Origin of the sequence: Isoptericola chiayiensis (genome assembly GCF_013149805.1) — a bacterium.
GTDB classification, from domain to species: domain Bacteria; phylum Actinomycetota; class Actinomycetes; order Actinomycetales; family Cellulomonadaceae; genus Isoptericola; species Isoptericola chiayiensis.
In genome coordinates this window covers 375,980-401,522 of record NZ_JABEZT010000002.1, presented here as the reverse complement: position 1 = coordinate 401,522, position 25,543 = coordinate 375,980, and the positions used below count along the sequence as shown (strand labels likewise).

At 72.0% G+C, this 25,543-nt stretch carries 27 protein-coding genes and 1 pseudogene; 15 read left to right on the top strand and 13 right to left on the bottom strand.

The window, feature by feature from the left end; all coding sequences use genetic code 11:
* Window positions 1-42 precede the first annotated feature (42 nt).
* The 4 genes from HDG68_RS04880 to HDG68_RS04865 form a co-directional block, all read right to left on the bottom strand.
* The gene (locus tag HDG68_RS04880; protein ID WP_343037436.1) at window positions 43-1,200 is read right to left on the bottom strand and encodes a zinc-binding alcohol dehydrogenase family protein; all 1,158 of its coding nucleotides are present in this window, start codon (window positions 1,198-1,200) and stop codon (window positions 43-45) included.
* Window positions 1,145-2,218, bottom strand: coding sequence for an L-dopachrome tautomerase-related protein (locus HDG68_RS04875; RefSeq protein ID WP_216647998.1), 1,074 nt, complete (start codon window positions 2,216-2,218; stop codon window positions 1,145-1,147). The genes HDG68_RS04880 and HDG68_RS04875 overlap by 56 nt, the downstream gene beginning before the upstream one ends.
* A gap of 121 nt (window positions 2,219-2,339) precedes the next feature.
* Entirely contained in the window at window positions 2,340-3,224 is an 885-nt protein-coding gene (locus tag HDG68_RS04870) for a helix-turn-helix domain-containing protein (protein ID WP_172149830.1), read from the bottom strand.
* Window positions 3,221-4,063, bottom strand: a complete 843-nt coding sequence (locus HDG68_RS04865; RefSeq protein WP_172149828.1) for a helix-turn-helix domain-containing protein — start codon at window positions 4,061-4,063, stop codon at window positions 3,221-3,223. The genes HDG68_RS04870 and HDG68_RS04865 overlap by 4 nt, the downstream gene beginning before the upstream one ends.
* 173 nt (window positions 4,064-4,236) lie before the next feature.
* Here HDG68_RS04865 and HDG68_RS04860 point away from each other — a divergent pair, with 173 nt between their 5' ends.
* The 5 genes and pseudogenes from HDG68_RS04860 to HDG68_RS04845 all read left to right on the top strand — a co-directional run bounded on the left by HDG68_RS04860 (window position 4,237) and on the right by HDG68_RS04845 (window position 9,607).
* The gene (locus HDG68_RS04860) at window positions 4,237-6,939 is read left to right on the top strand and encodes a helix-turn-helix transcriptional regulator (RefSeq protein WP_172149826.1); all 2,703 of its coding nucleotides are present in this window, start codon (window positions 4,237-4,239) and stop codon (window positions 6,937-6,939) included.
* 205 nt (window positions 6,940-7,144) lie between these two features.
* Entirely contained in the window at window positions 7,145-7,966 is an 822-nt protein-coding gene (locus tag HDG68_RS04855) for an alpha/beta fold hydrolase (RefSeq protein ID WP_172149824.1), read from the top strand.
* Between the two features lie 207 nt (window positions 7,967-8,173).
* A pseudogene (locus HDG68_RS17645) lies at window positions 8,174-8,665 on the top strand (alpha/beta fold hydrolase); the annotation flags it as partial.
* 40 nt (window positions 8,666-8,705) lie between these two features.
* Complete coding sequence (locus HDG68_RS04850) at window positions 8,706-9,425, top strand: hypothetical protein (RefSeq protein WP_172149822.1); 720 nt, start codon at window positions 8,706-8,708, stop codon at window positions 9,423-9,425.
* Complete coding sequence (locus tag HDG68_RS04845) at window positions 9,425-9,607, top strand: hypothetical protein (protein ID WP_172149820.1); 183 nt, start codon at window positions 9,425-9,427, stop codon at window positions 9,605-9,607. Before HDG68_RS04850 ends, HDG68_RS04845 begins: the two co-directional genes overlap by 1 nt.
* 110 nt (window positions 9,608-9,717) lie before the next feature.
* Here HDG68_RS04845 and HDG68_RS04840 read toward each other — a convergent pair whose 3' ends face one another.
* Window positions 9,718-10,500 carry a hypothetical protein gene (locus HDG68_RS04840; protein ID WP_172149818.1) on the bottom strand — a complete coding sequence of 261 codons (783 nt, stop codon included), beginning with the start codon at window positions 10,498-10,500 and terminating at the stop codon, window positions 9,718-9,720.
* A gap of 351 nt (window positions 10,501-10,851) precedes the next feature.
* On the opposite strand from HDG68_RS04840, the gene HDG68_RS04835 reads away from it, so the two are divergent.
* Entirely contained in the window at window positions 10,852-11,520 is a 669-nt protein-coding gene (locus HDG68_RS04835) for a GAP family protein (RefSeq protein ID WP_172149816.1), read from the top strand.
* 18 nt (window positions 11,521-11,538) lie between these two features.
* Here HDG68_RS04835 and HDG68_RS04830 read toward each other — a convergent pair whose 3' ends face one another.
* The 5 genes from HDG68_RS04830 to HDG68_RS04810 form a co-directional block, all read right to left on the bottom strand.
* Entirely contained in the window at window positions 11,539-12,315 is a 777-nt protein-coding gene (locus tag HDG68_RS04830; protein ID WP_172149814.1) for an anti-sigma factor, read from the bottom strand.
* A complete protein-coding gene (locus tag HDG68_RS04825; protein ID WP_343037435.1) occupies window positions 12,299-12,886 on the bottom strand; it encodes an RNA polymerase sigma factor in 588 nt (195 codons plus the stop codon). Before HDG68_RS04825 ends, HDG68_RS04830 begins: the two co-directional genes overlap by 17 nt.
* 78 nt (window positions 12,887-12,964) lie before the next feature.
* The gene (locus HDG68_RS04820) at window positions 12,965-13,684 is read right to left on the bottom strand and encodes a class F sortase (protein ID WP_172149812.1); all 720 of its coding nucleotides are present in this window, start codon (window positions 13,682-13,684) and stop codon (window positions 12,965-12,967) included.
* 5 nt (window positions 13,685-13,689) lie between these two features.
* Window positions 13,690-14,535, bottom strand: a complete 846-nt coding sequence (locus tag HDG68_RS04815; protein WP_172149810.1) for a DUF4397 domain-containing protein — start codon at window positions 14,533-14,535, stop codon at window positions 13,690-13,692.
* A 119-nt stretch (window positions 14,536-14,654) separates the two neighbouring features.
* Window positions 14,655-14,858, bottom strand: coding sequence for a hypothetical protein (locus HDG68_RS04810; RefSeq protein ID WP_172149808.1), 204 nt, complete (start codon window positions 14,856-14,858; stop codon window positions 14,655-14,657).
* Between the two features lie 241 nt (window positions 14,859-15,099).
* Here HDG68_RS04810 and HDG68_RS04805 point away from each other — a divergent pair, with 241 nt between their 5' ends.
* The 3 genes from HDG68_RS04805 to HDG68_RS04795 are packed head-to-tail and all read left to right on the top strand — an operon-like array spanning window position 15,100 to window position 17,252.
* Window positions 15,100-15,519, top strand: coding sequence for a DUF6325 family protein (locus HDG68_RS04805; RefSeq protein WP_172149806.1), 420 nt, complete (start codon window positions 15,100-15,102; stop codon window positions 15,517-15,519).
* Window position 15,520: 1 nt separating this feature from the next.
* Window positions 15,521-15,880, top strand: coding sequence for an SHOCT domain-containing protein (locus HDG68_RS04800; protein ID WP_172149804.1), 360 nt, complete (start codon window positions 15,521-15,523; stop codon window positions 15,878-15,880).
* Window positions 15,881-15,917: 37 nt separating this feature from the next.
* Complete coding sequence (locus HDG68_RS04795) at window positions 15,918-17,252, top strand: chloride channel protein (RefSeq protein ID WP_172149802.1); 1,335 nt, start codon at window positions 15,918-15,920, stop codon at window positions 17,250-17,252.
* 3 nt (window positions 17,253-17,255) lie between these two features.
* Here HDG68_RS04795 and HDG68_RS04790 read toward each other — a convergent pair whose 3' ends face one another.
* From HDG68_RS04790 to HDG68_RS04780, 3 genes are all read right to left on the bottom strand, one after another.
* The gene (locus HDG68_RS04790; protein WP_172149800.1) at window positions 17,256-17,792 is read right to left on the bottom strand and encodes a DinB family protein; all 537 of its coding nucleotides are present in this window, start codon (window positions 17,790-17,792) and stop codon (window positions 17,256-17,258) included.
* Between the two features lie 10 nt (window positions 17,793-17,802).
* Window positions 17,803-18,561, bottom strand: a complete 759-nt coding sequence (locus HDG68_RS04785; protein ID WP_172149798.1) for a uracil-DNA glycosylase — start codon at window positions 18,559-18,561, stop codon at window positions 17,803-17,805.
* 79 nt (window positions 18,562-18,640) lie between these two features.
* Complete coding sequence (locus HDG68_RS04780) at window positions 18,641-19,126, bottom strand: aromatic ring-opening dioxygenase LigA (protein WP_172149796.1); 486 nt, start codon at window positions 19,124-19,126, stop codon at window positions 18,641-18,643.
* Window positions 19,127-19,463: 337 nt separating this feature from the next.
* On the opposite strand from HDG68_RS04780, the gene thrS reads away from it, so the two are divergent.
* From thrS to HDG68_RS04750, 6 genes are all read left to right on the top strand, one after another.
* Window positions 19,464-21,476: a threonine--tRNA ligase gene (gene thrS, locus HDG68_RS04775; RefSeq protein WP_172150347.1), complete on the top strand. Its 2,013-nt coding sequence runs from the start codon at window positions 19,464-19,466 to the stop codon at window positions 21,474-21,476.
* Window positions 21,477-21,478: 2 nt separating this feature from the next.
* Window positions 21,479-22,042: an HIT family protein gene (locus HDG68_RS04770; RefSeq protein ID WP_172149794.1), complete on the top strand. Its 564-nt coding sequence runs from the start codon at window positions 21,479-21,481 to the stop codon at window positions 22,040-22,042.
* 72 nt (window positions 22,043-22,114) lie between these two features.
* Window positions 22,115-22,750 carry a phosphatidylinositol phosphate synthase gene (pgsA, locus tag HDG68_RS04765; RefSeq protein WP_172149792.1) on the top strand — a complete coding sequence of 212 codons (636 nt, stop codon included), beginning with the start codon at window positions 22,115-22,117 and terminating at the stop codon, window positions 22,748-22,750.
* Window positions 22,747-23,697, top strand: coding sequence for a phosphatidylinositol mannoside acyltransferase (locus HDG68_RS04760; RefSeq protein WP_172149790.1), 951 nt, complete (start codon window positions 22,747-22,749; stop codon window positions 23,695-23,697). The genes pgsA and HDG68_RS04760 overlap by 4 nt, the downstream gene beginning before the upstream one ends.
* A gap of 8 nt (window positions 23,698-23,705) precedes the next feature.
* The gene (locus tag HDG68_RS04755) at window positions 23,706-24,917 is read left to right on the top strand and encodes a glycosyltransferase family 4 protein (RefSeq protein ID WP_172150345.1); all 1,212 of its coding nucleotides are present in this window, start codon (window positions 23,706-23,708) and stop codon (window positions 24,915-24,917) included.
* Window positions 24,914-25,513: a hypothetical protein gene (locus HDG68_RS04750; protein WP_172149788.1), complete on the top strand. Its 600-nt coding sequence runs from the start codon at window positions 24,914-24,916 to the stop codon at window positions 25,511-25,513. Before HDG68_RS04755 ends, HDG68_RS04750 begins: the two co-directional genes overlap by 4 nt.
* Window positions 25,514-25,543: the final 30 nt, after the last annotated feature.

Sequence of the window (25,543 nt, the reverse complement as noted above, 5' to 3'; positions counted from 1 at the left end):
GCTCGTGTGCGTAGGGGGGACGAAGTGCTCGGGACGGGACGGTCACTCGTCGAAGACGACGACCTTGCCGATGCTGCGGCCCGACTCGACGATCCGGTGGGCAGTGATGAGTTGTTCGGGGTCGACCGGTGAGAGGTACTCCGTGGCGGTCGACCGGACGCGTCCTTCGTCGATGAGCTCGGCGACGCGGTTCAGGATGCGGTGCTGCTCGATCAGGTCCGCCGCGTCGTGCATCGATCGGGCGAACATGAACTCCCAGTGCCACGACAGCGCCTTGGTCTTGAGGCTCACGACGTCGAGGTGACTCGGGTCGTCGATCGCGACGATCTGACCGAAGGGCTTGGCGATGCGGACGTAGGCCTCGATCGCGCCGGGTACTGCCGAAGCCGCGGTGAAGATCCAGTCGACGCCGTCGGGTGCCACCTCGAGGACGTGGGCAGCGATATCCCCGTGGTGGTCCACGACTGCGTCCGCACCGAGCGACATGACCCAGTCCGTGGTTTCCGGGCGAGATGCCGTGCCGATGGCACGCACGCCAGGGAGCAGGACCTTGGCGAGCTGGATCATGATGGAGCCGACTCCGCCGGCGGCGCCCACGATCAGCAGCGTGCCGGCGCTTGAGGGGGTCAGGTGGAGCTTGTCGAAGAGCGCCTCGTAGGCGGTGAGTGTGGTCAGAGGCAGGGCCGCGGCGTCGGCCCAGTCGAGTGAGGCAGGCTTGCGACCGACGATGCGCTCGTCGACGGCGTGCACCTGTGAGTTCGACCCTGGCCTGTTCAGAGCTCCCGCGTAGTAGACGTGGTCGCCGATCTCGAACAGGGTCACCGCGTCGCCCGTGGCGACCACGACGCCGGCGGCGTCGTAGCCGAGCACACGAAAGCCGTGCGCGTCGGCGTGGGCGCGTTGCTTCACGTCCACGGGGTTCACGCTCACTGCGCGCACCTCGACCAGCAGGTCGTGGGGACCGAGCTCCGGGCGCGGCACGTCGCGTTCTACGAGTGCGTCCGGGTCGTCGACCGGTCTGTTCCGGGTGAATCCGATGGCTCGCATGAGCGTCGGTTCCGACGTTCTGGCTCCTGTGGTGTCTGTCATGACAGTTGTTCCTCTCGTGGGGGAGTGAGTAGGGCGGGTGCTCATCGACACAGGCTCAGTGAGATGGCTTGGCCGCCGGGGCCGGGGGAGAGAGGCGTACGGGGCGGCCACCCACGTGGGCCCGGACGATCAGGTAGGGCGGGACCCGGTCCTCGGCGCCGTTGAAGAGCGGAGACCGGGGCAGCTGGTTGACGCTGACGTAGAGGTAGCCGTCGGTGCCGAGGGCGAGGGTGTCCGGCCACAGCAGGTCGGGGCCGTGCAGGACGGTGCTCCAGGTGCTGTCGGGCGAGCGCTTCACGACGGCCGAGTGCTCCCACGCCGTGGCGTAGAGGGTTCCGTCGGCGTCCATCTCCAGGCCGTCGGACGCTCCCTTGTCGCCGTGGTCCGTCACGTGCTCCGCGGCGGCGTGGTCGTCGATGTCCTGGTCGCGCAGGACGTCGGTGCACACCGAGTACAGTCGCCGGCTGGACAGGGGGCAGTAGTACAGCCGATTCCCGTCGGGGCTCAGTGCTATACCGTCCGCGCCGACCGAGTAGCCGGTGCGGACCACGCCCTGCACGACAGCGCGGAACTGGTCTGTCGCCTGGGTCGAGGTGTGTCCGCGCAGTCGTGCCCACGACTCGCCGGTGTCGAGGTCGATCACGATGAGGGCACCGACGGCCTGGGAGTCGGTGAGGTAGGCAAATCCCGCACGGCCGCGCGAGAGATCGAACCTCACGTCGTTCAGGTACGTCGTGGGTGTCATCCCGCCGAGCGGGCGGATCACCCGGACGATCCGGTTCGTCGTGAGATCGACCTCGACCAGCTTGGCCCCGCCAGGGATGGTTGGTCCGAACGAGGGGGCGCCGGTGTCCAGCAGCCACAGATGGCCGACCGGGTCGACCACGACGCTCTGCACGGAGACGAGGTGGTCGCCCGGGTCTTCGGTCCCGGTCCACCTGTTGACCTCGGGGTCGGGAAACGGCACGGGCTTGCCGTCCACGATCTCCGCGACGGTGAACGGTACCTCGTCCCCCCACCGGGGGAAGGAGACGAAGACCCGACCCTCGTCCGAGACGGTCAGCCCCGTCGGCATGTTGTCGACGAGGGTGGCGACCACCTCGTACCCGTCTGCCACCCACGTTCCCATGGGTGTTCTCGAAGTCCTCATCACACAGGTTCCTTTCCGATTGGGAGCCCCGGCGCAAGCCCCGCCTGCACCGTTCCTTCTTCGGCACTCGGCCCGTCGTCGGTGTGGTCGAGAAGGCCAACTACGACGCTAGGGAGACGGAAGAAGCCGCGCCTGGCCCCCGCGAGGACACCCACGGCGTGGTGCTGGTCCCCGAGGCAGTCCGCGCTCGGGCCCACCTGAGCGCCGCGGCGGACGGAGACCCGGCGGCGGCCTGGTAAGTGAACAGGAGGTGGCCGGGCGCGCCCGAGATCTCGAGCACGGTGAACTCGAACGGAAGCGGCCCCAGGGTGCCGACACGATGCAGGGCGGAGGCGCCTGTCATCTGGCTGACGTCGTGCCGCTCCCACACGTCACGGAAGTGCGCGTCGGTCAGCAGGGTCTCGCGCACCTCCACTGATCTCGGTTCGTCGTCTCGTGCGGTCATCCGCAGCCAGCCCGCGAGCATCGTCGCCAGGGCGTCCCATCGCGGCTGCGAGCGTCGTAGCGGGTCGAGGTAGAACTCCAGCGCGACGTTCCGTCCCGGGACGAAGACGCCGTCGCTGAGCTCACCGGCGAGCGCGTTCGCCGCAAGGATGTCGAGGTTCGCGTCAGTGACGTACGCCGGCGAGTCGGACCACGTGTCGAGTAGCGGACGGAGGAGCCACACTGTGGATGGGGCATCCACGGCGGGCTCGACGATGGCGGAGGCGAGCCTGCGCATGTAGGTCAGGCCTACTTCGCCGACTCCCAAGGCGCGCGAGAGAGCCACGAGCACCTGGTCGGTCGGGTGGCGGTCTCGGCCCTGTTCGAGGCGCTGGTAGTACTCGGGACTGATGCAGGCGAGCTCCGCCACTTCCTCTCGCCGCAGCCCTTGCACTCGTCGCGGGCGCCCGTGCAGCAGCGCGGTGTCCTCGATGCGCACGGTGACGCGCCGCGCACGAAGGTACTCCGCCAGGGTCGGCACGACGCGCGACGCGCTGTTCATGCGACGTCCGCGGTCTGCGCCGGCGTGGGTCCGAGGGCACTGAGGTGGGCGAAAGTCGCCGCCGACGCTTGCGCGCTTGGGTCGGGGACGACGGCGGTCAACGTCCATCCTGGCGAGCGGGGAACGTGGAAGGTGTGGATCAGCAGGTCGACGGCACCGAACCCGGGGACCTTCTGCCGGTACGCCTGGAAGTAGGACGGGTGCGCCTCGTGCCTCGCCCAGATGCGCCCGAAGTCGGCGTCTCGCACGGTCAAGCCCTCCACGAGCGACTTGAGACGGCGGTCGTAGGGATCTGAGCGGAATCTCAGGGCCGCCACCACGCGGCGTGCACAGTCCTCCCACTCGTCCAGTGTTCCCCGCATCCGTTCGCTGAACACGCTTGCGACGAGGTTCGCTCCGACCTCCCACTGTCCGGCGCTCAGCGCGCGGGCCACGTCGTTACACGCGAGGATGTCGAAGTTGCGGTCAGAGAGGAACGCGGCCTGTGTCGCGTACGGCGCCAGCAGCTTCTCCGGGGCCACCGGGTCGGCGGCCGGCGCGCTCTCGCGGGGTGGGGCGGCCTCGCGAGCGACCAGTCGCGACATGTACGAGATCCCATGCCGATCGAGTCGCAGCGCGGACGCGAGCGCATCGATGGTGCGCGGTGACGGTTGCCGGTCCCTGCCCTGTTCGAGCCGCAGGTAGTAGTGCGACGAGATTCCTGCCCGCTGTGCCACCTCCTCGCGGCGCAGCCCTGGCACCCGCCGGTCTCCGGTGGCCGGCAGGTCGACCTCGATGGGCGAGAGGTTGGACCGACGTGCCCGAAGGAAGTCTCCGAGCGGGGCTTCTAGATGGCTCATGGCTCTCTCCTGTCAAGGTCGATGCGAGGGGCCACGCCGCCCAGTCCAGCGTCCGGGGTACTGAATGCTTTTGGGTATGGGTCAAACGACTACCCCGCTGCACCTCGGGCATGCATACCGGCCCGCGCCGCGCATCGGTCGAATGACCATGACGGCCGGTCTAGAGTGCCGACATGAGCGGTCAGCAGGCCCTCCACGGACGGCACGAGCACCTCGCAGAGCTCCACCGAGCTCTCGATACGGTGCAGCGAGAGCAAGGCCGCTCGGTGCTCATCGAGGGAGAGCCCGGCATCGGGAAGTCAGCACTGCTGGCAGTGGTGGTTGATCAGGCGGTGGAGCGCGGGTGGACGGTTCTCTCTGCCCAGGGAGTCCGCGGACGGAGTGGAGTGGGGTTCTCAGCGCTCCACCAGCTCCTGCGCCCCGTGCTGGATCGCGCTCGAGGCCTGCCGAACAGGCAGCGACAGGCCCTCGAGACTGTCTTCGGCACGTTCGACGGGGTGGCTCCTGAGCCGCTCATCCTGCAGATTGCCGTGCTTTCTCTCGTCGAGGAGGCTGCGGCCTCGCAGCCGGTGCTGCTGGCGGTGGAGGATCTGCACTGGCTCGACCGCTCGTCGGCAGAGGTGGTCCAATTCCTGGCGCCGCGCCTGGGAGGTACCCGTGCCCTCCTGCTTGCGACAGCGCGCATCGTCGAGAACGAGCACCCTCGTGAGGTGTTCGACTCTCGCATCGCGCTCGGGCCGCTCTCGGCCGAGGATTCCTTGGCCCTGGTCTCCGAGCATCGACCCGAGTCGACACCGGCGCAGAGGGAGCGAATCGTCCGGGAATCGGTCGGCAACCCTCTTGCGCTCACGGAATTCTCGGCCTCGCAGGTGCCGTCGTTGTCGGCTCGTCCAGCCCTCCACATGCCGATGACACAACGGCTCGAACAGGCCTTCTACTCCGATGTGCTCGCTCTGAGCGAGCGCACGCGGTCAGCGCTCGTCATCGCCGCCACCGGCGAGGACGCCGATGCGCACGAGCTCGTGGCTGCCCTGCGTGGTGCGGGGCTGTCGCCGAAGGACCTGACCGCCGCGGAGCACGCGGGACTGGGGCGTCTCGAGAACGGCTTCCGGTTCCGTCACCCGCTCGTCTCGTCAGCCGTGTACGACGCCGCGGATTCCGAGACCAGACGTGCGGCACACAGCACGTTGGCCGCTGTCGTGCGGGACCGCGGCCGAGCGGCCCAACATCTCGCGGCCGCGACGATCGGTTGGGACGACGACGTCGCTGCGCGCCTGGCCGAGCTCGCACGATCTGCCGACGAGCGTGGGGCACGGACCGAGTCGTCGGCGGCCTGGGAAGCCGCAGCGGCGCTCACCGAGGCGCCCGGTGCGCGTGCCGAGCGCCTCGCCGCCGCTGCGGAAGCCGCGCGCCAGGCTGGTGTCGTCGACCGGTCGCTCGACCTGGTTCGGCGTGCTCGCCCTGACGCGTCGGACGAAGCGACCATCTTGCATCTCGAGACGACCGAGTGGATGCTCAGCCAGACAGTCGTCATACCCGATGCGCGAAGTGCCGACAGTCTCGTCGACGTGGCGATCACGATGACGGACCCCGGCTCCCGCGTCGAGCTGCTGGTCTTCGCCGCCGTTCGCTGGTACATCCTTCAGGGCTCAGCAACTGTGGCAGATCGGATCGCGGAGGAACTCGCTCGGGCCGAGGGGCAGAACGAGGCACTACGTGAGATCGGCCTCGTCCTGGTGCAACCGGCGACTCGACTGGACGTCGATCGGGTGCTCGAGTCGTTCAGCGGCCCGTTGCGCCCGGTCGACGGCATCCTGTTGAACTGCCTCGCGTTCGCCGCAGAAGAAGCAGGCGACCTGGACGGCGCAGAGCGCGTCTGGACTGCGGCCGAGAACGCCTATCACGCCGCCGGGCGCACCGGGGACGAGGCGACAGCTCTGTGCGGCAGAGCGAGCGTCCGCCTCCTGCGCGGAGACATCACCGGGGGAATGACGGATGCGGCGCTTGCCCTGCATCTGAGCGATCAGATGGGACTCGGGGTCGTCGGAGCCATGGCGGCTGCCGTCCTTGCTCGCGCCCGGGCGCTACGGGGAGAGCACGAGCTGCACCTCCAGGCGTTGTCCGATGCCGTGCTGCGCGGCGGGCCACGGCAGTTCGCGCGCGTGGAGGCGACCCTGGCGTGGGCGAAGGGCATCGCGGCAGCTAACGACGGCGACGACGCCCTTGCGGTCACGGAGCTCGAGAAGACTGCCGTGAACGCGCCGATCGCGCTCTGGGCCGGCGCTGACCTCGCCGAGCCGGCGATGCGATCTGGCCGGACGCAGGCCGTCACCGCATGGATCGACTCGGCGCAGCCTCAGGCGGACCGCACGTCGTCCGATCACCTGCGGATGCTGCTGCTTCGCTCCCAAGCGCTCTTGACGGACGGGCCGGGTGCACAGGAGCTCTTCGAGCGAGCGGTCGCGCGGGGGGAAGCCGCGGAAGCCGCCGTCGAGCTGGCCCGCACCCGCCTGCACTTCGGGGAATGGCTACGGCGTCGACGAAAGATCCTTCCGGCTCGCGAACAGCTGCGTGCCTCCCTCCCCGTCTTTCGCGCACAAGGACTGGATCCACTGGAGAGGCGCGCAACGATGGAGCTGCGTGCCGCCGGTGCGAGTGGTGCGAGTGGTGCGACGGCCGAGGGGAACAATGCCGCTGCAGTCCTCACCGCGCAGGAGCTGCAGATCTGCGGTCTGGCCGCCACGGGGATGACGAACAAGGCGATAGCAGACCAGGTCTACCTTTCCCATCGCACCGTCGGGGCCCACCTGCACCGCGCGTTCGCCAAGCTCGGCATCAGTCGCCGCACTCAATTGGTAAAAGTCCTCGGCTCATGAAGGGGACGGCGTGGTCGCTCACGCCGTCCCATCTGTACCTGACTCGGAATGTGCGATCCTGCGGCCTCGAGGTGGGTGTCCCTGACAGGGCCATCACACGGACAGGCTGGTCCTCGTAACGTCGGCGGTGGCCGACGGGGATCTCGCCTCGTAGCCGTCGCACCGGTCATGTTGGTGCGGCACACCTCGAGTGAAGGAGCTTTTGATGCCCTACATCACCACTTCCGATGGGACCGAGCTGTACTACACCGACCAAGGTGAAGGGCGGCCGGTGGTCTTCAGCCACGGTTGGCCGCTGAGTTCGGACGCCTGGCGCAAGGAGATCAAGCTGGTCGCCGACGCCGGCTTCCGGGCGATCGCGCACGACCGCCGTGGCCACGGACGCTCCCAGCAGACCTACCACGGCAACGACATCGACACCTACGCGCGCGACCTGCGCGACCTCGTCCGGGCTCTGGACCTGCACGACGTCGTCGTCGTCGGGCACTCCACGGGCGGCGGCGAGGTCGTTCGCTACGCCGCCGAGTACGCAGAGGGACGTGTCCGCAAGGTCTTCACTGCCGGCGCGATCCCGCCGGTGATGCTCAAGTCCGAGACCAACCCCGAGGGGACGCCCATCGAGGTGTTCGACGCCATCCGCGCGGGCGTGCTCGGCGACGTGTCGCAGTACTGGAAGGATCTGGCGCTGCCTTTCTGGGGGTTCAACCGCGACGGTGTCCCGTTCTCCCAGGGCCTCGTGGACGACTTCTGGCGTCAGGGCATGATGGCGAGCCTGGTCGCCGCCTACGACTGCGTGAAGGCGTTCTCCGAGACCGACCAGACCGAGGACCTGCGCGCGCTGGACGTGCCGATCTTCATCGCCCATGGCGGGGACGACCAGATTGTCCCCATCGAGGCAGCCGCACTCAAGACTGCTGAGATCGTGTCCAAGGGCACTCTCAAGGTCTACGACGGCGCCCCGCACGGCATCAGCGGCGCCTACCAGGACCAGCTCGACCAGGACCTCCTGGCCTTCATCGCGGACTGATCAGCGCGCGAACACCAGCACCGGAGAAGAGCGAGAGATGAACACGTTGACCGCGCCGAACCGCGGCGTCGTCGCGGCGAATGGCATCAGCGTCTACGGAGTCCCGGTGGTCCTCCTTCAGCACTTCAGAGGCAATCTCGAAGGCTGGGACTCCCGCCCTGATGGATCCGATCGCCGCCGAGCGTGGGGTGATTCTCGGGCGTCGGCGGGTCGTCGGGACGGGTGGCTGCCACCGTCGCCCAGATGGCTCCCGACATGCTGTTCGTCGTCGACGCGCTGGGTGTCGAGCAGTTCGACGTGTTCGTCCTCTCTCCGGGAGGCTTCGTCGCCCAGGAGCTCGCGCTTCTGCGGCCTACCGGGGTCCGGTCGCTAGTGCTCGCGGGCAACTTTCCGTCGGGGCACACCGCGCATGCACAGGCGGCCACAGGACATCCGCCGCTCGTCCCGCTACGACGAGAGCACGGCGGAGAGCCTGCTCTACATCTTCGCCTCAAGGGACGTCCCGGGCGGCGGGCACCGAGACCCTTCGGAGGATCTTCGCGCGCACCCAGGGCAGAGACGTGCCGACGACGACAGCGGTTCGCGATGCGCAGTACAACGCGATCGTGGCCTGGGGGATCGCTGACATGTCTCGCCTCGGACGACTGCGCGGAATCCGACAACCGACCCTCGCCTTGCAACGTGACGAGGACTCCATGATCCCCACGCCAGGCAGCCGACCCACCGAAGGGAGCATGCGATGACTTCGCTGCTCGACAAGATCGTCGCCGCGCACGGCGGTCACCGATGGTCAGAGATTTCCCACCTCGCCGCAGTCCGTGACTTCGGGGGAGTCCTCTGGTCGCTCAAGGGCGTCGCAGGGATCGCCGAGCAAGGACGGTTCACCGTCAACCTCGACCGTGAGCACGCTCGGCTCGACAACTTCGGCGAACCCGACCTCCACACCGACTTCACCCCGGGCCGGGTGGAGATCTGCCGCGAGGATGGGTCCGTCGTCGAGGCTCTCGACGACCCACGCGCATCGTTCGCCGGGCACGAGCTGACGACTCCGTGGAACCGGCTCCAGCTCGCGTACTTTACCGGGTACGCGATGTGGACCTACAACACCGAACCCGGCTCGTTCCTGCTCCCCGGGGTCACGACCGAAGAGCTCGGTCCCTGGGCCGAGCCCGACGGCTCTACGTGGGAGCGCCTTCGAGTGACCTATCCACCCTCCCTCGCCACGCACACACCGGTCCAGACGCTGTACGCCGACGCGGACGGCGTCCTGCGTCGACGCGACTACGAGGTCGACATCGCCGGAAGCTCACCGAGCGTGGAGTACATGTCCGAGCATGTGCGCGTCGGGGGACTATTGGTGCCTCGGCTGCGCGAGATCTACGTCCGCGACGACGAGGGCCGCGCGGTCCGCGACCCGTTGATCGTCTCGATCCGCATCGCCGACGTGGAGGTGTCCTGATGGAGGTCGCCGTGCGCAGGATCTCGGCGGGGGTTCCCGGTGAGTTCGAGGCCGTCGTCGGCCGGTTCGAAGACCTCGTCCCGGCGGTCGACGTCGAGGCGCTCGGTACGGCGGCGAAGACGGGGGATTGGAGCGAGGTCGAGCGCTGGGCACCTAAGTGGGCATCTACGGTTTCCCCGTAGGCCCGACAGCGACCGACAGCCATCGACGAAGGGCTGCGGAATCTCGCGCATCCGACCTGGTGACCAACGATGCGACAGCCCTTCACACCGAAGAGGTCACTGGTTCGGCGCTAGCCCGGGATCACCTCGATGTAGCCGCGCGCGAACGAGCGGTAGAAGCTGAACTTCGACATCGGCTCGAGGTGTTCGGCGCAGGCGACGAGGTCTTCTGACGTCGCGCCGTCATGTGCGCTGAGCACGAGCCACGGGGCGTCCACGACGTCACACTCGACCCACCGGTTCTGCGTGATGTCCGAGGTCTTCGTGTGGCACGGACCGGTGCTGAGATCGCTCGTCGGCAGATCGTCGTCGATCGAGGCGGTGGAAGCGACGTGGATCTCGCCGCCGTCCGCGAGCTCGTAGACCGCGATCGACGAGCCGTCGGGCCCGGTGGACAGATAGGACTCGGTGTAGTCACCCGATAATTTGTAGGGGCGCGCCAGGACGGCTGCACGCTCGGCATAGTCGTCGAGAACGCCGACGACCGCTGCCACGCCGGCCACGACCGCCGGGATGCCGAGCAACACTGCGGAGCCCAGGGCAGCCGGGCGGCGGGTCGCGGGGAACGCGAGGGCGGCGACCGTCGTGGCGAGCAGGCTGCTGATCGCCATCGACAACGCCCAGCGTCCACCCTCCAGCCCTCCATGGCTCAGGAGGACGAGAGGCGGAACGGTTCCGACGAGCACGGCGAAGGGTCCCAGGAAGGATGTCCCTCCGGCCCGGCGTATGGTCAGCGCGGAGGCGATGACGAGGCCTACCAGGACACCCGCCATGACGAGCAGGCCCATCGGGAGGCCACCGCTCCAGGCCAGGATCAGGGCGGCGTGCCCGGTCGGCAGCTCGATCAGGCCCACGAGGAGGCCGACCCGTGTCGCCGTCATCCACCCGGTCACGGTCGCGGACCGGCCGCTCCCGCTGCAGACTTTCGATGCGTCGCTCATGCGCCGTCCGGGACGTAGCTGAGGGCGACGGCGAGGTGGACGTCACGGGCGGCCTGTGATGCCCAGGACACTGACGGCGCTGTCTCGTGGGAGACGGTGGACGTTCCGCTGTTCGGGTGAATGATGGCCTCTGGGGTCGAGGGATCCAGGGTGCCAGAGCGTACGCACTGGTCCGGCAGCCTCCGGTCGGTCAGGATGCCGCGTGCCGGTGCCCGCCGCGATCGGTAGCGTGGGAGCGCGGCGGTGTCCGCGACGGAGGTGCCCATGGGAGCAGCGATCGGTGCGGCCCTCCCGGTCGCGGTCGGGATCGCCATCAGCCCGCTGCCGGTGGTCGCGGTGGCGCTGATGCTGGTGAGCAGCCGGCCCCGGGCCAACGCGCTGACGTTCCTGGCCGCCTGGTCCGTCACGGTCGCCGCAGTGGTCCTCGTCGTGGCGCTGGCCGCCGGTCAGACCTCCGCGCCCGGCCACGACCCGGCACGGTGGACCGGATGGTTGCGCATCGCTCTCGGGGCGGCCCTGCTCCTGCTGGCGTTGCGGCGCTGGCGTGCCCGGCCCCGCGGGGACGGCGCGCCGGACCAGCCCCGCTGGATGTCCGCCGTCGAGTCGTTCACCCCGGTGCGCTCCGCCGGGCTCGCCGCGCTGCTGGCCGGGGTCAACCCGAAGAACCTGCTCCTGGCGGTCTCGGCCGGCGTGAGCGTCGCCGGCGCGACGGCGGACACGACGGCGACGCTGATGGCCGCCGTCGTGCTCGCCGCGGCGGCGAGCCTGGGCGTGGCCGCACCCGTCGTGGTCTACCTCGCGGCCGGCGACAGGGCCGGACCTCGCCTCGAGGAGATCAGGACCTGGCTGGTCCGGCACGACGCGGTGATCATGGCCGTCCTGCTGGTGGTGCTCGGCGCCAAGCTCATCGGCGACGGCATCAGCGTCCTGTGAGATGCCGGGCCCGACCGGTCACGCCTGCTGCAGGCCCCCGCGCACGATCGAGTCGCCCGAGTGCGTCGGGTCGCCGTCGAACGGCTCCTCGGAGACGTCCACCAGGGAGTAGCGCTCCAGGTCCAGACCCTCGGGCACCGGGAACGCCCCGTCGTCACCCTCCAGCATGCCCAGGCTCACCATGCCGCTGAGGTCCTCGGCGATGAGCCAGACCTCCCGGTAGCCGTCGGCGGACGTGTCGGTCCCGCCCAGCGACACCTGGATCTCCCGCTCGCCGTCGGGCAGCTCCTCGACGACGGCGCGGCCCGTGGACCCGGTCCAGTCCGGCAGCGCCTCCAGGTCGGCCTCCGCGACGGCCACCGGCGTCGGCGCAGGGGAGGGCAGCGGCGACTGCGCCCGCTCCCAGGCGACGCCGCCGCCGACGCCCGCCAGGAGCGCGACGCCCGCGGCGACCGCGCCCCACAGCACGGGACGACGACGGCGGGAGGCCAGGTCGACCACCTCGGCACCGCGGTCCGTGCCCGTGGCGGGTGTGCCGCCGTCGACCGGTCCGCGGCCCGCGGCGGACGCCTCCGGCGCCAGCTCGGCGGTGATGCGGTCCCAGACGTGGTCCGGGGGAGCGACCAGGGTCTCCTCGCCGGCCGCGCGCGCCCGGGACGCCACCACGGCCAGCTCGTCGGCCTCGGCCCGGCACTGCGGGCAGGAGCGCAGGTGGACGTGCTCGGCCTCGGACGCGGCGTCCTGCTCCCCGAGCGCGAGGAGCGCGAGGACCTCGGGATCAACGTGCTGCACCATCCACCTCCCATCGGGTGCGCAGCCTGGACAAACTTCGTCGGACGTGGCTCTTGACGGTACCGAGGGGCAGAGCCAGCTCCTCGGCGACCTGACTGTGGGTCATGTCGCGGTAGAACACCAGTCGCAGGATCGTGCCCGCCGGGTCGCCGAGCTGTGCGAGCTCGTCGGCCACCAGGGCACGGTCCACGACGGGGGCTCCGACCGGGTCCATCTCTCCGACAGGGTTCGGAGCGAACGCCTCCGCGGCTTGGCGTTGGCGTCGGACCCGTTCACGTGCGGCGTGGACGTCGGCGATCTTGTGGCGTGCGATGCCCAGGAGCCAGGTCGAGAGCTTCGCACGCGCCGGATCGTAGCCCTCCCGTCCCCGCCACGCCGCGACGAAGACCTGCTGGGTCACGTCCTCGGCGTCCGAGGCCTCGCCCAGGGAGCGAAGGGCCACCGTGTGCACCAGCGGTGACCAGCGGCGGTACGCGGCCGCCAGCCCGTCCTCGCTGCCCGAGGCGAACGCGGCGGCGACCTCGGCGTCGGGGTCGCCGGTCGGGGGCGTGGCGCCCTCGGCCACTGTCGTCACGTGACCTCCGTGATCGTCGTGAAGTGGTCGCGTCGTGCGTCCGTGCCGACAACCTAGCGGCTGGGCGGGTCAGAAGCATCATGGCACCGCCGTGACGACCAGGTTGTCCTCGTAGTGGCCGGCGTCCGCGTCCCAGCGTCCCCCGCACGTGACCAGGGCCAGCCGGGGCTCACCGGTCCGGTCGAAGATCGTCTCGAGCGGCGTCCCCGACTTGTGGAACCGCTCGACGGTCCGGACCGTGTAGTCGTGGACCGCGCCGTCGGCGTCGGTCACCCGGACCCGGTCGCCCGGCTCGACGTCGGCGAGTGCCGCGAACGCCCCGACGCCCTCCGAGGTGTCGACGTGGGAGGCGAGGACGGTGGTCCCGGCCTCGTCGGCGGGTGCGGCACCGAAGCGGTACCACCCCGCGACGTCACCGGAGCCCGGCAGCTCCATGGTGCCGTCCGGGTCGACGCCCACGGGACGCACGTCGACGTCCACCGTGTCCGCCACCTGCACCCGGACGGGTGCGGCGACGTCGACCGCCTGCGGCGGCGCGGCGTCGCGGACCGGGACCCGCGTCACGGGCTCGGCGGGCGCCGCCGGCTCGGACGACGGCGTCGGCGCAGGGCTCTGCGCCACGCTCGCCGACGGTACGGCCGCCGGCTCGCTCAGCGGAACCTGCCCGCCGACGGACTCCTCCTGCTCGAACGCGACGGCCACCGTCCCCGCCAGTGCGAGCGCCAGGGCGGGGCCGGCGATCAGGACGGCACCGCGGCGGACCGGACGACGTGCCCGGCCCGCCGCGGTGGAGGACATCCTCGTCACCGGTTCTCGCGGCCCACCCGCACCGCGGTGCGCACGCCGACGACCGTCACCAGGGCGACCAGAGCGGTCATGGCGGCGATGATCACGGCAGGGCTGAAGAACCCGTGCGAGGCGGCAGCGGCCTCACCGGTGGTGCCGGCGTCGACGCCGCCCGGTGCGGAGTGCATGCCCTCGACGGTCTGGGTGGCCAGCGCGAGGGAGTCGTCGTCGAGCGAGCCCCAGGCGTACACGATGGTGTTCACGCCCTCGGCCACGTCGACGTCGGCCGGTCCGAGCACCGGCTCGGTGGTCCCCGCGGCGGCCACCGCCGCTGAGACCGTGCCGGCCGGCAGGTCGAGGACCTGCTCGTCCGGGTTCTCCAGCCCCTCGATCACCGGGTCGCCGCCGGCGAGCACGTCGACGGCCGGGGCCGCGGCGACGTGCCGGACGGTGAGCCGACCCTCGCCGGCCGCGATCTGCGACGTGTCGTTGGTGAACAGGGTGGCGGTGGGCGAGCCCTCGGCGTCCAGGTGCGCGGCGGCCGTGTAGCTCATGTCCGCCTCGAGCGGGAGGTCGACCGGGCCGATGACGGGCTCGGAGTCGTCCTCGGCGTCCGCGGCGGTGATGGCCACGGAGTACGTCCCCGGGGCCAGCTCCAGGGGACCGGCGAGGTCGCCGGGCTCGAAGTCGTCCAGCGTGAGCTCGCCGTCGACGTACACGTCGACCGTCGTGTCCGGGACGCCGTGCAGGACGGAGAGCATCGCGTCGCCGTCGGCGGCCGCGGCCGGCAGGGCGAACGCGGTGCCGGTCGCCGCGGCGAGCGCCGTGGCGCCGAGCGCGGTGGCGAGTCGGTGGGTGCGCATGAGGTCCTCCTGGTGTCTCGCCCTGTCCGCCGTGGACAGGACTGTGCTGTCGTTGCACCAGGTGTTCGTGCGCGGAGGCCGAACTGGATGCACTTCGATGAAGTTTTTTCCGGACGGCCTCACCGAGACCGGTCGCCGCGGGCCCGGCGGGGCAGCGTCCGGCCGCCGGACGACGTGGTGAAGGAGACGTCGGTGGCGTGCGTGCGGGTCAGCGGGTCGCCGAGGGCGTCCCCGCCCAGCGCGTGCGCCACCTGCGCCAGGGGGCGGCGGGTCTCGAACTCGCGGGCGAGGGCGTCGAAGATCGGGGTGTCGTTGCTGCGCACAAAGATATTCTGCGACGCGCCGTCCGGCGTGTCGGCCGGGACACGGCCACCTTCACAGTGATCTCACACGCCCTCACACGACGGTCGCGACCGGCCGCGGACCACCTGCCGCGCTCGTGTTGCGCGCGGTTGCGCGGGGGTCGATGATCGAGCCGGGTGACCTGCAGGTTCGCTCCTGGACACCGGATCCACGGCGCTGCGTGCGACGTCATCGGTCGCCCCACGGACGGAGAGGGAGGACATGACATCCACCGCACCCGTGGAGCTCGTGCTCATCGAGTTCCCGCAGAGCGACTTCACCGGGGAGATCCTCGCCGAGCTGGCCCGCCTGCAGTCGGCGGGCACCATCTCGGTGCTGGACGCCCTGGCGATCCGCAAGGACACCGACGGCGACGTGGAGTGGCTCGAGGCCACCGACGCCGGCACCGAGCTCGCCGACCTGGTCGGTGAGCCGAGCGGGCTCCTCGCCGAGGACGACGTCGACGCCATCGCCGAGGAGCTCGTGCCCGGTTCGGCCGTGGGTATGGTCGTCTTCGAGCACACGTGGGCCACCGGGCTCACGTCGGCCATCCGCGACGCCGGCGGACGCCTGATCGACATGACCACGGTCCCGCCGGCCGCGCTCGAGGAGCTGGCCGCCGCGATCAGCGAGGAGGACTGAGATGCCCAGACGAGTCGGACGACCGGGCCTGATCGGGACGATGGCCCGCACCGCCGTCATCACCGGGACGGCCAACGCCGTGAGCCGCGGCATGAACAACCGGGCGGCCGGCCGGGCCGACCAGCGCGCGTCGGCCGACGCCTACAACGCCCAGCAGCAGCAGCTCGCCCAGCAGCAGCAGATGCAGCAGATGCTGGCCCAGCAGCAGGCGCAGCAGGCGCAGCTCGCCCAGGCCCCCGCGGCCTCCAGCGCGGGCACGGGTGACACCATGGCCCAGCTGCAGAAGCTCGGCGACATGAAGAACGCCGGGCTGCTGACGGACGCGGAGTTCTCGGCGGCCAAGGCCAAGATCCTGGGGTGAGGCCCAAGCGCAGGCGCGCCGGCGCCGGAGGAGCACAGTGACCACGGACGACGCCGGCGCGCCCGCCGTGCCCGAGGAGGAGCGCCTGTCCGACGAGCAGCGCGCTGCCCGCAACCGGGGCTACGTCGGCGTCCTGGGCCTCTCGGCCGCCATCGGGATCCCCGTCTCGTTCGTCGCGTTCGGGTTCCTGGCGCTGCTGCACGCCATCGAGCACGGCGTGTGGGAGTCGCTGCCGGAGTCGCTCGGGTACGCCGAGGTGCCGTGGTGGTGGACCCTGCCGTGGCTGGCCGTCGGGGGCGTGCTGGTCGGCGTCGCCGTCCGGTGGATGCCGGGGCACGGCGGGCACGTCCCGATCGACGGGCTCGGGATCGAGCCGGTGCCCGCCCGGATGGTGCCGGGGATCCTGCTCGCCGCGCTCGCCGGGCTGCCGCTCGGCGCCGTGCTCGGGCCGGAGGCGCCGCTGCTCGCGCTCGGTTCGGCGTGCGCGCTGCTCTTCGTGCGCCCGCTCGCGTCCCTCGACGACCCGGGCGCCCGAGCCCTGATCACCGTGGCCGGCGCGTCGGCGGCGCTGGCGGCGATCTTCGGCAACCCGCTGATCGGCGCGGTGTTCGTCCTCGAGGCCGCGGGCCTGGCGGGACCCAAGCTGGCCCGCGTGGTGCTGCCCAGCCTGCTCTCGTCGGGCGTGGGCTTCCTCGTCTTCACCGGGATGGGGGCGTGGACCGGCCTGGAGATCTCCTCGCTGTCCCTGCCGCCGCTGGACGGTCCGGTCCGCCCGGACATCGGCGACGTGCTGTGGACCGTCCCGGTCGCCGTCGTCATCGCGTTCGCCGTGCGCCAGGTGCACCACCTGGGCCGGTGGACCCGGGACCGGGCGGTCCGGCGACCGTTCGAGTACGCCGTCGGCGCGGCGCTGGTGGTCGGGCTGTGCGCCGGCGCCTACTCGCTGCTGACCGGGCGGTCCCCCGAGGAGGTCGCGCTGAGCGGCCAGGGCATGCTCGAGCCGCTGGCGTCCGACCCGGCCGCGTGGCCCCTGTGGGTGCTGGTCGCGCTGATCGTGTTCAAGGCGATCGGGTACGGCGTGTCGCTGGGTGCTCTGCGGGGCGGTGCGATCTTCCCGGCCATCCTGCTCGGTGCGGCCGCGGGGGTCCTGGTGTCCGGCCTGCCCGGCTACGGCGCGATCCCCGCGATGGCTGCCGGGATGGCGGCGGCCACCGCCTCGGTGCTGCCCTTCCCCGTGGCCTCGGCCGTCCTGGTCGTGCTGCTGCTCGGACCGAGCGCCACGGCGATGGCGCCGGTCGTGCTGATCGCCGTCGTCGTCGCCTTCGTCTCGGAGCAGATCGTCGCCACGCAGCGGGGCAAGCGGCCGGCCTGAGCCCTACTCGCCGGTCGACCCGTCGATCGACTCCCGCAGCAGGTCGGCGTGCCCGTTGTGCCGGGCGTACTCCTCGACCAGGTGGGTCAGGATCCAGCGCACCGTGAAGCGACCGCCGCCGTGGCGGTCCTCGCGGGCCGAGAGGGTCTCGAGCCCGTCGCGGGCGAGGGCGGCGTCGAGCAGGCGGTCCGCCGCGGCGACCGTCCGGTCGTAGGTGCCGCGCAGCTCCTCGGGGGAGTCCGCGGCCGCCGAGTGCCAGTCCCAGTCGCGGTCCTGTCCCCAGTCCGCCGTGTCGAACGGCGGCAGGGGGTCGTGCCCCGCCAGCACCACGCTGCACCAGTTCGACTCGACGTAGGCGAGGTGCTTGACCAGCCCGCCGAGGGTCATCGTCGACGGCGCCAGCGGTGTATCGAGCTGGGCTGCCGACAGGCCGGACGTCTTCCAGCGCAGCGTGTCGCGGTGGTAGTCGAGGAAGGCCCGCAGGGTGGTGGCCTCGTCGGCGCGCAGCGGCGGTTCGATCCGTCCGGGGGAGCTGGTCACGCAGCGCACTCTAGCCGCCCGTGGCAGCCACCTCGCCCGCGCGCCGCAGCACGTCGTCGAGCATCTCCTCGGTGAGGCGACCGGTGAACGTGTTGTGCGGCGACACGTGATAGCAGCCCAGCACGGTCAGCGGCGGACGGCCCGTGTCGCGGGGCAGGAACAGCTCGGCGCCGTGGGCGAAGGGCGGTCGCGGTCGTGGGACGGCGCGGCCGGACGTGGCGAGGAACGACAGCGTGGCGTTCCAGCCGATCGCACCGAGCGTCACCACCACGCGCAGCGTCGGGGCCAGGAGCTCGAGCTCGCGGGCCAGGTAGGGCGCGCACCGGGCGCGTTCGGCAGGCGTGGGTCGGTTCTGCGGGGGAGCGCACCGCACGGGCGCGGTGAGCCGGATCCCGGTGAGGGTGGTCCCGTCGTCCCGGTCCGTCGAGGTGGGGCTGTCGGCGTACCCGGTGCGGTGCAGGGCGGCGAACAGGAAGTCGCCGCTGCGGTCCCCGGTGAACATCCTGCCGGTGCGGTTGGCGCCGTGGGCGGCCGGCGCGAGCCCCACGACCGCGACGGCGGCCCGCGGGTCCCCGAACCCGGGCACCGGCCGGGCCCAGTAGTCCTGTCCCCGGAACGCCGCGCGAGGGTCGGCGGCGACGCTCTCCCGCCACGCGACGAGGCGCGGGCAGGCGCGACAGCCGGTCACGCGGTCGTCGAGCTCGGCCAGGCTGTGCGCCGCACCCGCCGTCGTGGCCGGGTCGGTGGTCGGGCGCTCGCTGTGCTCCACCGTGCCATCGTGCCCGCTCGGTACCGGCACGGCGAGGGCCCGCCCCCGGTGGGGGGAGCGGGCCCTGGTCGCGGAGCGCTCAGACCGTCGCGCGCGGTGCGCCGGCCTCGACGGCGGGCACCGGGCGGCTCGCGAGGGACCGCAGCGACCATCCGACGAGCCCGAACAGGACGCCGAGGCCGACGACCAGGGCGCTGACGCCGTACGCGACCACCGAGGTGAACAGGGACGCCCGCAGGAACGAGGCGTTCATCGCCGTGTCGCGCAGGGGGTCCTCGCGGTCCAGCTCGGCGTAGGTGAGCCCGCCGGTGGCGGCGAGCGCGTGCTCGTCGATGACCTGCGCCTGGGCGTAGGCGGAGAAGGGGCCGTCGACGGTGTCGCCGGCGAGGAACGCGGCGTCCTCGGACACGGTGATGTTCTGCGCGTCGAGCTGCGAGCTCACGGTGGCCCAGGTGACCGCGCCGGCGACGATCATCAGGACGCCGGCGATCAGGGCGATCAGCCCGACGACCCGCACGCCGCGGGTTCCGGTCCGGTCGGTGGTGGTGCGGGCGGTGGTGGTCATGGTTCCCCTCCGTGGTCCGGGTCGCGGGGTTCCGCGGCCGGTGCGTGACGCCCTTTCCGGCGCCTGTTCCTATGGTAAGACCACATCTCCTGACCTGCATCGACATCGGTTGTGAAGTCCTTCACAAGATGTTCACGGGCAAGCGACCGGCTGCCGGGGCGGGAGCCTGGCCCGCCGTCGTCGGCCGGGCACCGCGCCGCAGCAGCACGCGTGGCCGCGGTCGGCGCCGGGTCGGTACCATCGAGGGGCGCCACCGGGCCGTGGCGCTGCGTGGCGTCCTGCCGTGGGCGCCCACCACCCCCGAACCAGCACAGGGAGTCCCACCGTGTCCGACGTCATGAACACCACCGAACCCACGACCGCGGTGACGGTGGCGACCACGACGACGGGCACCGACCTCTTCGCGGACCGGCGCGACGTCGTCGTCATGCGGGTCGACGGCGAGCTGCTGGACCTGGCGCGCGAGCTCGAGCCGGGCACCGTCGTCGAGCCCGTGACCATCGACTCGCCCGACGGCCTCGCCGTGCTGCGCCACAGCGCCGCCCACGTCCTGGCCCAGGCGGTCCAGCAGGTGAACCCGGACGCGAAGCTGGGCATCGGCCCGCCCGTCACCGACGGCTTCTACTACGACTTCGACGTCGCCGAGCCGTTCACCCCCGACGACCTCAAGAAGCTCGACAAGGCGATGGCGCGCATCGTCAAGGAGGGCCAGACGTTCCGGCGCCGCGTCGTCACCGAGGACGAGGCCCGCGCCGAGCTCGCCGCCGAGCCCTACAAGCTCGAGCTCATCGGGCTCAAGGGCGCCTCGGGGTCGTCCGAGGCCGACGACTCGGGTGTCTCCGTCGAGGTCGGCGGCGGCGAGCTGACCATCTACGACAACGTCCGCGGCGCCGGGCGCGAGAGCGAGCAGGTGGTCTGGTCGGACCTCTGCCGCGGCCCCCACCTGCCCTCCACGAAGCTCATCGGCAACGGCGTCCAGCTCATGCGCTCGGCCGCCGCGTACTGGCGCGGCAGCGAGAAGAATCCCCAGCTGCAGCGCGTCTACGGCACCGCCTGGCCGAGCAAGGACGAGCTCAAGGCCTACCTCGAGCGCCTGGCGGAGGCCGAACGGCGCGACCACCGACGACTCGGCAGCGAGCTGGACCTGTTCAGCTTCCCCGACCAGATCGGCTCCGGCCTCGCGGTGTTCCACCCCAAGGGCGGCATCGTGCGCACCGAGATGGAGGACTACTCGCGGCGCAAGCACATCGAGGGCGGCTACTCGTTCGTCGCGAGCCCGCACATCACCAAGGGCCGGCTCTTCGAGACCTCGGGCCACCTGGACTGGTACGCCGACGGCATGTACCCGCCCATGCACCTGGACGCCGAGCTCGACGACGACGGCACCGTGCGCAAGCCCGGCCAGGACTACTACCTGAAGCCGATGAACTGCCCGATGCACAACCTGATCTTCGACTCGCGCGGACGCTCCTACCGGGAGCTGCCGCTGCGCCTGTTCGAGTTCGGCACCGTGTACCGGTACGAGAAGTCCGGCGTCGTGCACGGCCTGACCCGCGCCCGCGGCTTCACCCAGGACGACGCGCACATCTACTGCACCCGCGAGCAGATGCGCGACGAGCTGAGCACGACGCTGACGTTCGTGCTCGACCTGCTCAAGGACTACGGCCTGGACGACTTCTACCTGGAGCTGTCCACCCGCGACCCGGAGAAGTCGGTCGGCGAGGACGCGGCGTGGGAGGAGGCGACCCGCACCCTCGAGGAGGTCGCCACGGCCTCCGGGCTGGACCTCGTGCCCGACCCGGGCGGCGCCGCGTTCTACGGGCCGAAGATCTCGGTGCAGGCCAAGGACGCCATCGGCCGCACCTGGCAGATGTCGACCATCCAGCTCGACTTCAACCTGCCCGAGAAGTTCGACCTGGAGTACACCGCCGCGGACGGCTCGCGGCAGCGCCCCGTCATGATCCACCGCGCGCTGTTCGGCTCCATCGAGCGGTTCTTCGCCGTCCTGCTGGAGCACTACGCGGGCGCGTTCCCGGCCTGGCTCGCCCCCGTCCAGGTGCTCGCGGTGCCGGTGGCGGACGCGTTCGACGACTACCTCGGCGACGTCGTCGCCCGGTTGCGCGCCCAGGGCATCCGCGCCGAGCTCGACGTCTCCGACGACCGCTTCGGCAAGAAGATCCGCAACGCCGCCAAGCAGAAGGTGCCGTTCGTGCTCATCGCCGGGGGAGAGGACGCCGAGGCCGGCGCCGTGTCCTTCCGCTACCGCGACGGCACGCAGGAGAACGGCGTGCCCGTGGCCGACGCCGTCGAGCGCGTCGTGGCGGCCGTCCGCGACCGCGAGCAGGTCTGAGGATGCCCGACGACGCGACCGGCCCCGAGCTGGTGCCGGCGGACCGGTTCGGCCCGCCCGAGGACGACATGGACCGCCTGTGGACGCCGCACCGCATGGTCTACATCGGCGGGCAGGACAAGCCCGCCGACTCCTCGGTGGCGCAGTGCCCGTTCTGCCGGATCCCGGGCGGCGACGACGCCGACGGCCTCGTGGTCGCCCGGGGCGCGGAGTGCTACGTGGTGCTCAACCTGTACCCGTACAACAGCGCGCACCTGATGGTCCTGCCCTACCGCCACGTCTCGGACTACCCGGACCTGACGCCGTCCGAGACGACGGAGCTGGCCACCCTCACCCAGACCGCCATGCAGGTGGTGCGGCAGGTCTACGCGCCGGCCGGGTTCAACCTCGGGATGAACCAGGGCGAGGTGGCCGGCGCCGGCATCGCCGCGCACCTGCACCAGCACGTCGTGCCGCGCTGGCTCGGGGACGCCAACTTCCTGCCCGTCGTCGGGCGGACGAAGTCCCTGCCGGAGCTGCTGGCCGACACCCGGGCACGCCTCGCGGCGGCGTGGCCCGCCGCCTGACCCGGCGCTGGCGCTAGCCTGGCCCCGGCCGGTCGGCGACCGGCACGAACGAACGATCCCGAGGAGCACCCCATGTTCGGCCGTCTGCGGGCCACCATGCAGCGACTGTTCACGCCGCTGGCGGACCTGCTGCTGCGACGGGGCGTCTCGCCGGACGCGGTGACGATCACCGGCACCGTCGTCGTGACCGCGGTGGCCCTCACCCTCCTGCCCACCGGGCACCTGCTGCTGGGCGGGGTGCTGATCGGGCTGTTCGCGCTGACCGACTCCCTCGACGGTGTGATGGCCCGCCGCAGCGGTCGCACCGGGCCGTGGGGAGCGTTCCTCGACTCGACCCTCGACCGGGTCTCCGACGGCGCGGTGTTCGCCGGCATCACGCTGTGGTTCGTGCTGCACCCGGACGAGCCGCTGGCCACGGCGGGGACCGTCGCCGCGCTGGCGTGCCTGGTGCTCGGCTCCGTGGTGCCCTACGCGCGAGCCCGGGCCGAGTCGGTGGGCGCCTCGGCCACCGTCGGCATCGCCGAGCGGACCGACCGCCTCGTGATCGCGCTGGTACCCACCGGGTTCGTGCAGGTCGGGCTGCCCGTCGCCGTCCTCGTGGGCGCGCTCGCCCTGCTCGCCGTCGCGAGCCTCGTGACGGTCGTGCAGCGCGTCGGCACGGTGCGCCGCCAGCTCGCCGTCGCGGGCCCCGGGACGGCGGACGCATGAGCGTCGCCGACCTGTACACGTTCGCCTGGCGCCACGCCGCCAAGGTGCCCGAACCGGTGCTGCGCGCGGCCGGCACGCTGGCCGCCGACGCCGTGTGGCTGCGCCGGGGTGCCGGCGTGCGCCGGCTGGAGTCCAACTACGCCCGCGTGCGCCCCGACCTGGACGCGCGCGCCGTGCGCCGGCTGGCGCGCGAGGGGATGCGTCGCTACCTGCGCTACTTCCGCGAGGCGTTCACCCTGCAGGCGCTGAGCCCCGAGCAGGTGACCGCCCGGGTGCGTGCCGAGGGCATCGAGCACGTGCAGCCCACGACGCAGGCCGGCGGGTCCGCCGTCCTCGCCCTCGGGCACCTGGGCAACTGGGACCTCGCGGGAGCCTGGGCCACGCCGCACCTCGCCCCCGTCCTGACGGTCGCCGAGCGGCTCGAGCCCCCGCAGCTCTACGCCGAGTTCGTCGCCTTCCGCCGCGCGATCGGCATCGACGTGCTCGGCCTCGGCGACGACGGCGTCTTCCGCGACCTGGTGCGCGGTGCGGCCGACGGGCCCCGGCTGCTGCCGCTGCTGTCCGACCGCGACCTGACCGCCACGGGCGTCGAGGTCGACCTGTGCGGGCACCGCGCCCGGGTCGCCGCCGGGCCCGCCGCGCTCGCCCTCGCCGCCGACGCGCCCCTGGTGCCCGTCGGGATCCGCCACGAGCGGCTGCGCGGCGAACGGCGACGCCGGGCGGGCAGCGCCTGGGGGATCGTCATCCGGTTCCACGAACCCGTGCCCCGCCCCGACGGCGTCGACCGGCGCGAGCAGATCGCGACCATGACCCAGGGCTGGGTGGACGCCCTGGGCGCGTTCCTGGGCACCCACACCGCCGACTGGCACATGCTGCAGAAGGTGTTCGTCTCCGACCTCGACCCGGAACGGTACGCCCGCACCCGCGCCGAGGCGGGGGAGGTCTGATGCGGCCGCTGCGAGTGGGCATCGTGTGCCCCTACTCCTTCGACGCCCCCGGCGGCGTGCAGTTCCACGTGCGCGACCTCGCCGAGGCGCTGCGCGACCAGGGTCACGAGGTCTCGGTGCTGGCCCCCGCGGGGGAGGGCACCGAGCTGCCCGACGTCGTCACCTCCGCCGGGCGGGCCGTCCCCGTGCGCTACAACGGGTCCGTCGCACGCCTCGCGTTCGGACCGCGCACCGCCGCGCGCGTGCGCCGGTGGATCGACGCCGGCGACTTCGACGTGCTGCACCTGCACGAACCCATGACGCCGTCGCTGTCCATGCTGGCCCTATGGGTGGCCGAGGGACCCGTGGTCGCGACGTTCCACACCTCCCAGGTGCGCTCGCGCGCCCTGCAGATCGCCCACCCCCTGCTGCGCCAGTCCCTCGAGAAGATCTCCGCGCGCATCGCCGTCTCGGAGGACGCCCGACGCACCCTCGTGGACCACCTCGGCGGGGACGCCGTCGTCGTGCCCAACGGCGTCTACGTCGACGCGTTCGACGTCGCGCCCGAGCCCCGGTGGCAGGGCACCGCGCAGGCCCCGACCATCGCGTTCCTCGGACGCCTGGACGAACCCCGCAAGGGGCTGCAGGTGCTCGCGCAGGCCGCACCGGGAATCCTGCGCCAGGTGCCGGGAGCACGGTTCCTCGTCGCCGGCCGCGGCGACACCGGGAGGGCCGACGCCGAGGCGCTGCTGGGCCCCGACGCCGCCTCGTTCGAGTGGCTCGGCGGCGTCAGCGACGCCGACAAGGCCGCGCTCCTGGCCTCCGCCGACCTGTACGTCGCCCCCCAGACCGGCGGCGAGAGCTTCGGCATCGTCCTGGTCGAGGCGATGAGCGCCGGCGCCGGCGTCGTCGCCAGCGACCTCGGAGCGTTCCAGCGCGTGCTCGACGACGGTGCGGCGGGCCGCCTGTTCACCACCGGCGACCCCGCGGCCCTGACCCGCGCCGTCCTCGGGGCGCTCGCGGACCCGCAGGACACCGCCGAGCGGCGTCGACGCGCGAGCGAGTTCGTGCGGCACTTCGACTGGTCGACCGTCACGGGCCAGGTGCTGGCCGTCTACGAGATGGCGGTCGCGGCGGCCGAGGCGCTCGGCGACGGGCGGGTGCGCCAGGACCTCGCCGCCGAGCGGCCCGCCTGGCTCCTGGGTCGCCGGACCCGCACGGAAGCCGGAGGTGACCGGTGAGCTGGTCGGAGATCGCCCTGGTCGCCGTCGTCCTGCTCGGCCTCGCGCTGTGGTCGGTGTGGGTGACCGCCTCGCGCCTGGACCGCCTGCACCACAAGGTCGTGGCCTCCCGCATCGCGCTGCAGGCCCAGCTCGACCGGCGCTCGCGGGCCGCCGTCGACCTCGCCTCGGCCGGGCTGCTCGACCCGGCGAGCGCCGTGCTCGTGGCCGACGCGGCGCTCGCGGCCCCGGGGGCCGGGGACCTGGCGGCGCCGGCCGACCGCCCCTCGACGGCGGAGACCTTCGCGCTGACCGGGCTGCCGGCGGAGCGGGCCCGGGGCGAGTCCGCGCTGTCGGTCACGCTGCGGTCGGTGCTCGACGACGGCACGTGCCGCGCGCTGCAGGAGGATGCGGCGGGCGAGGCGTTGCTGGGCGACCTGGCGGCCGCGTGGTACCGCGCCCAGCTCGCGCGCCGGTTCCACAACGAGGCCGTGGCGCAGGCCCAGCGTGCCCGGGGTCCGCGTGCGGTGCGCCTGCTGCGGCTGGCCGGTCGGGCGCCGCTGCCGCGCACCGTCGAGCTCGACGACCAGATGCCGGCGGGGCTCGAGCGGCCCTGACCGGCCCGACCTGCTGGGCGCCGGTCCGGA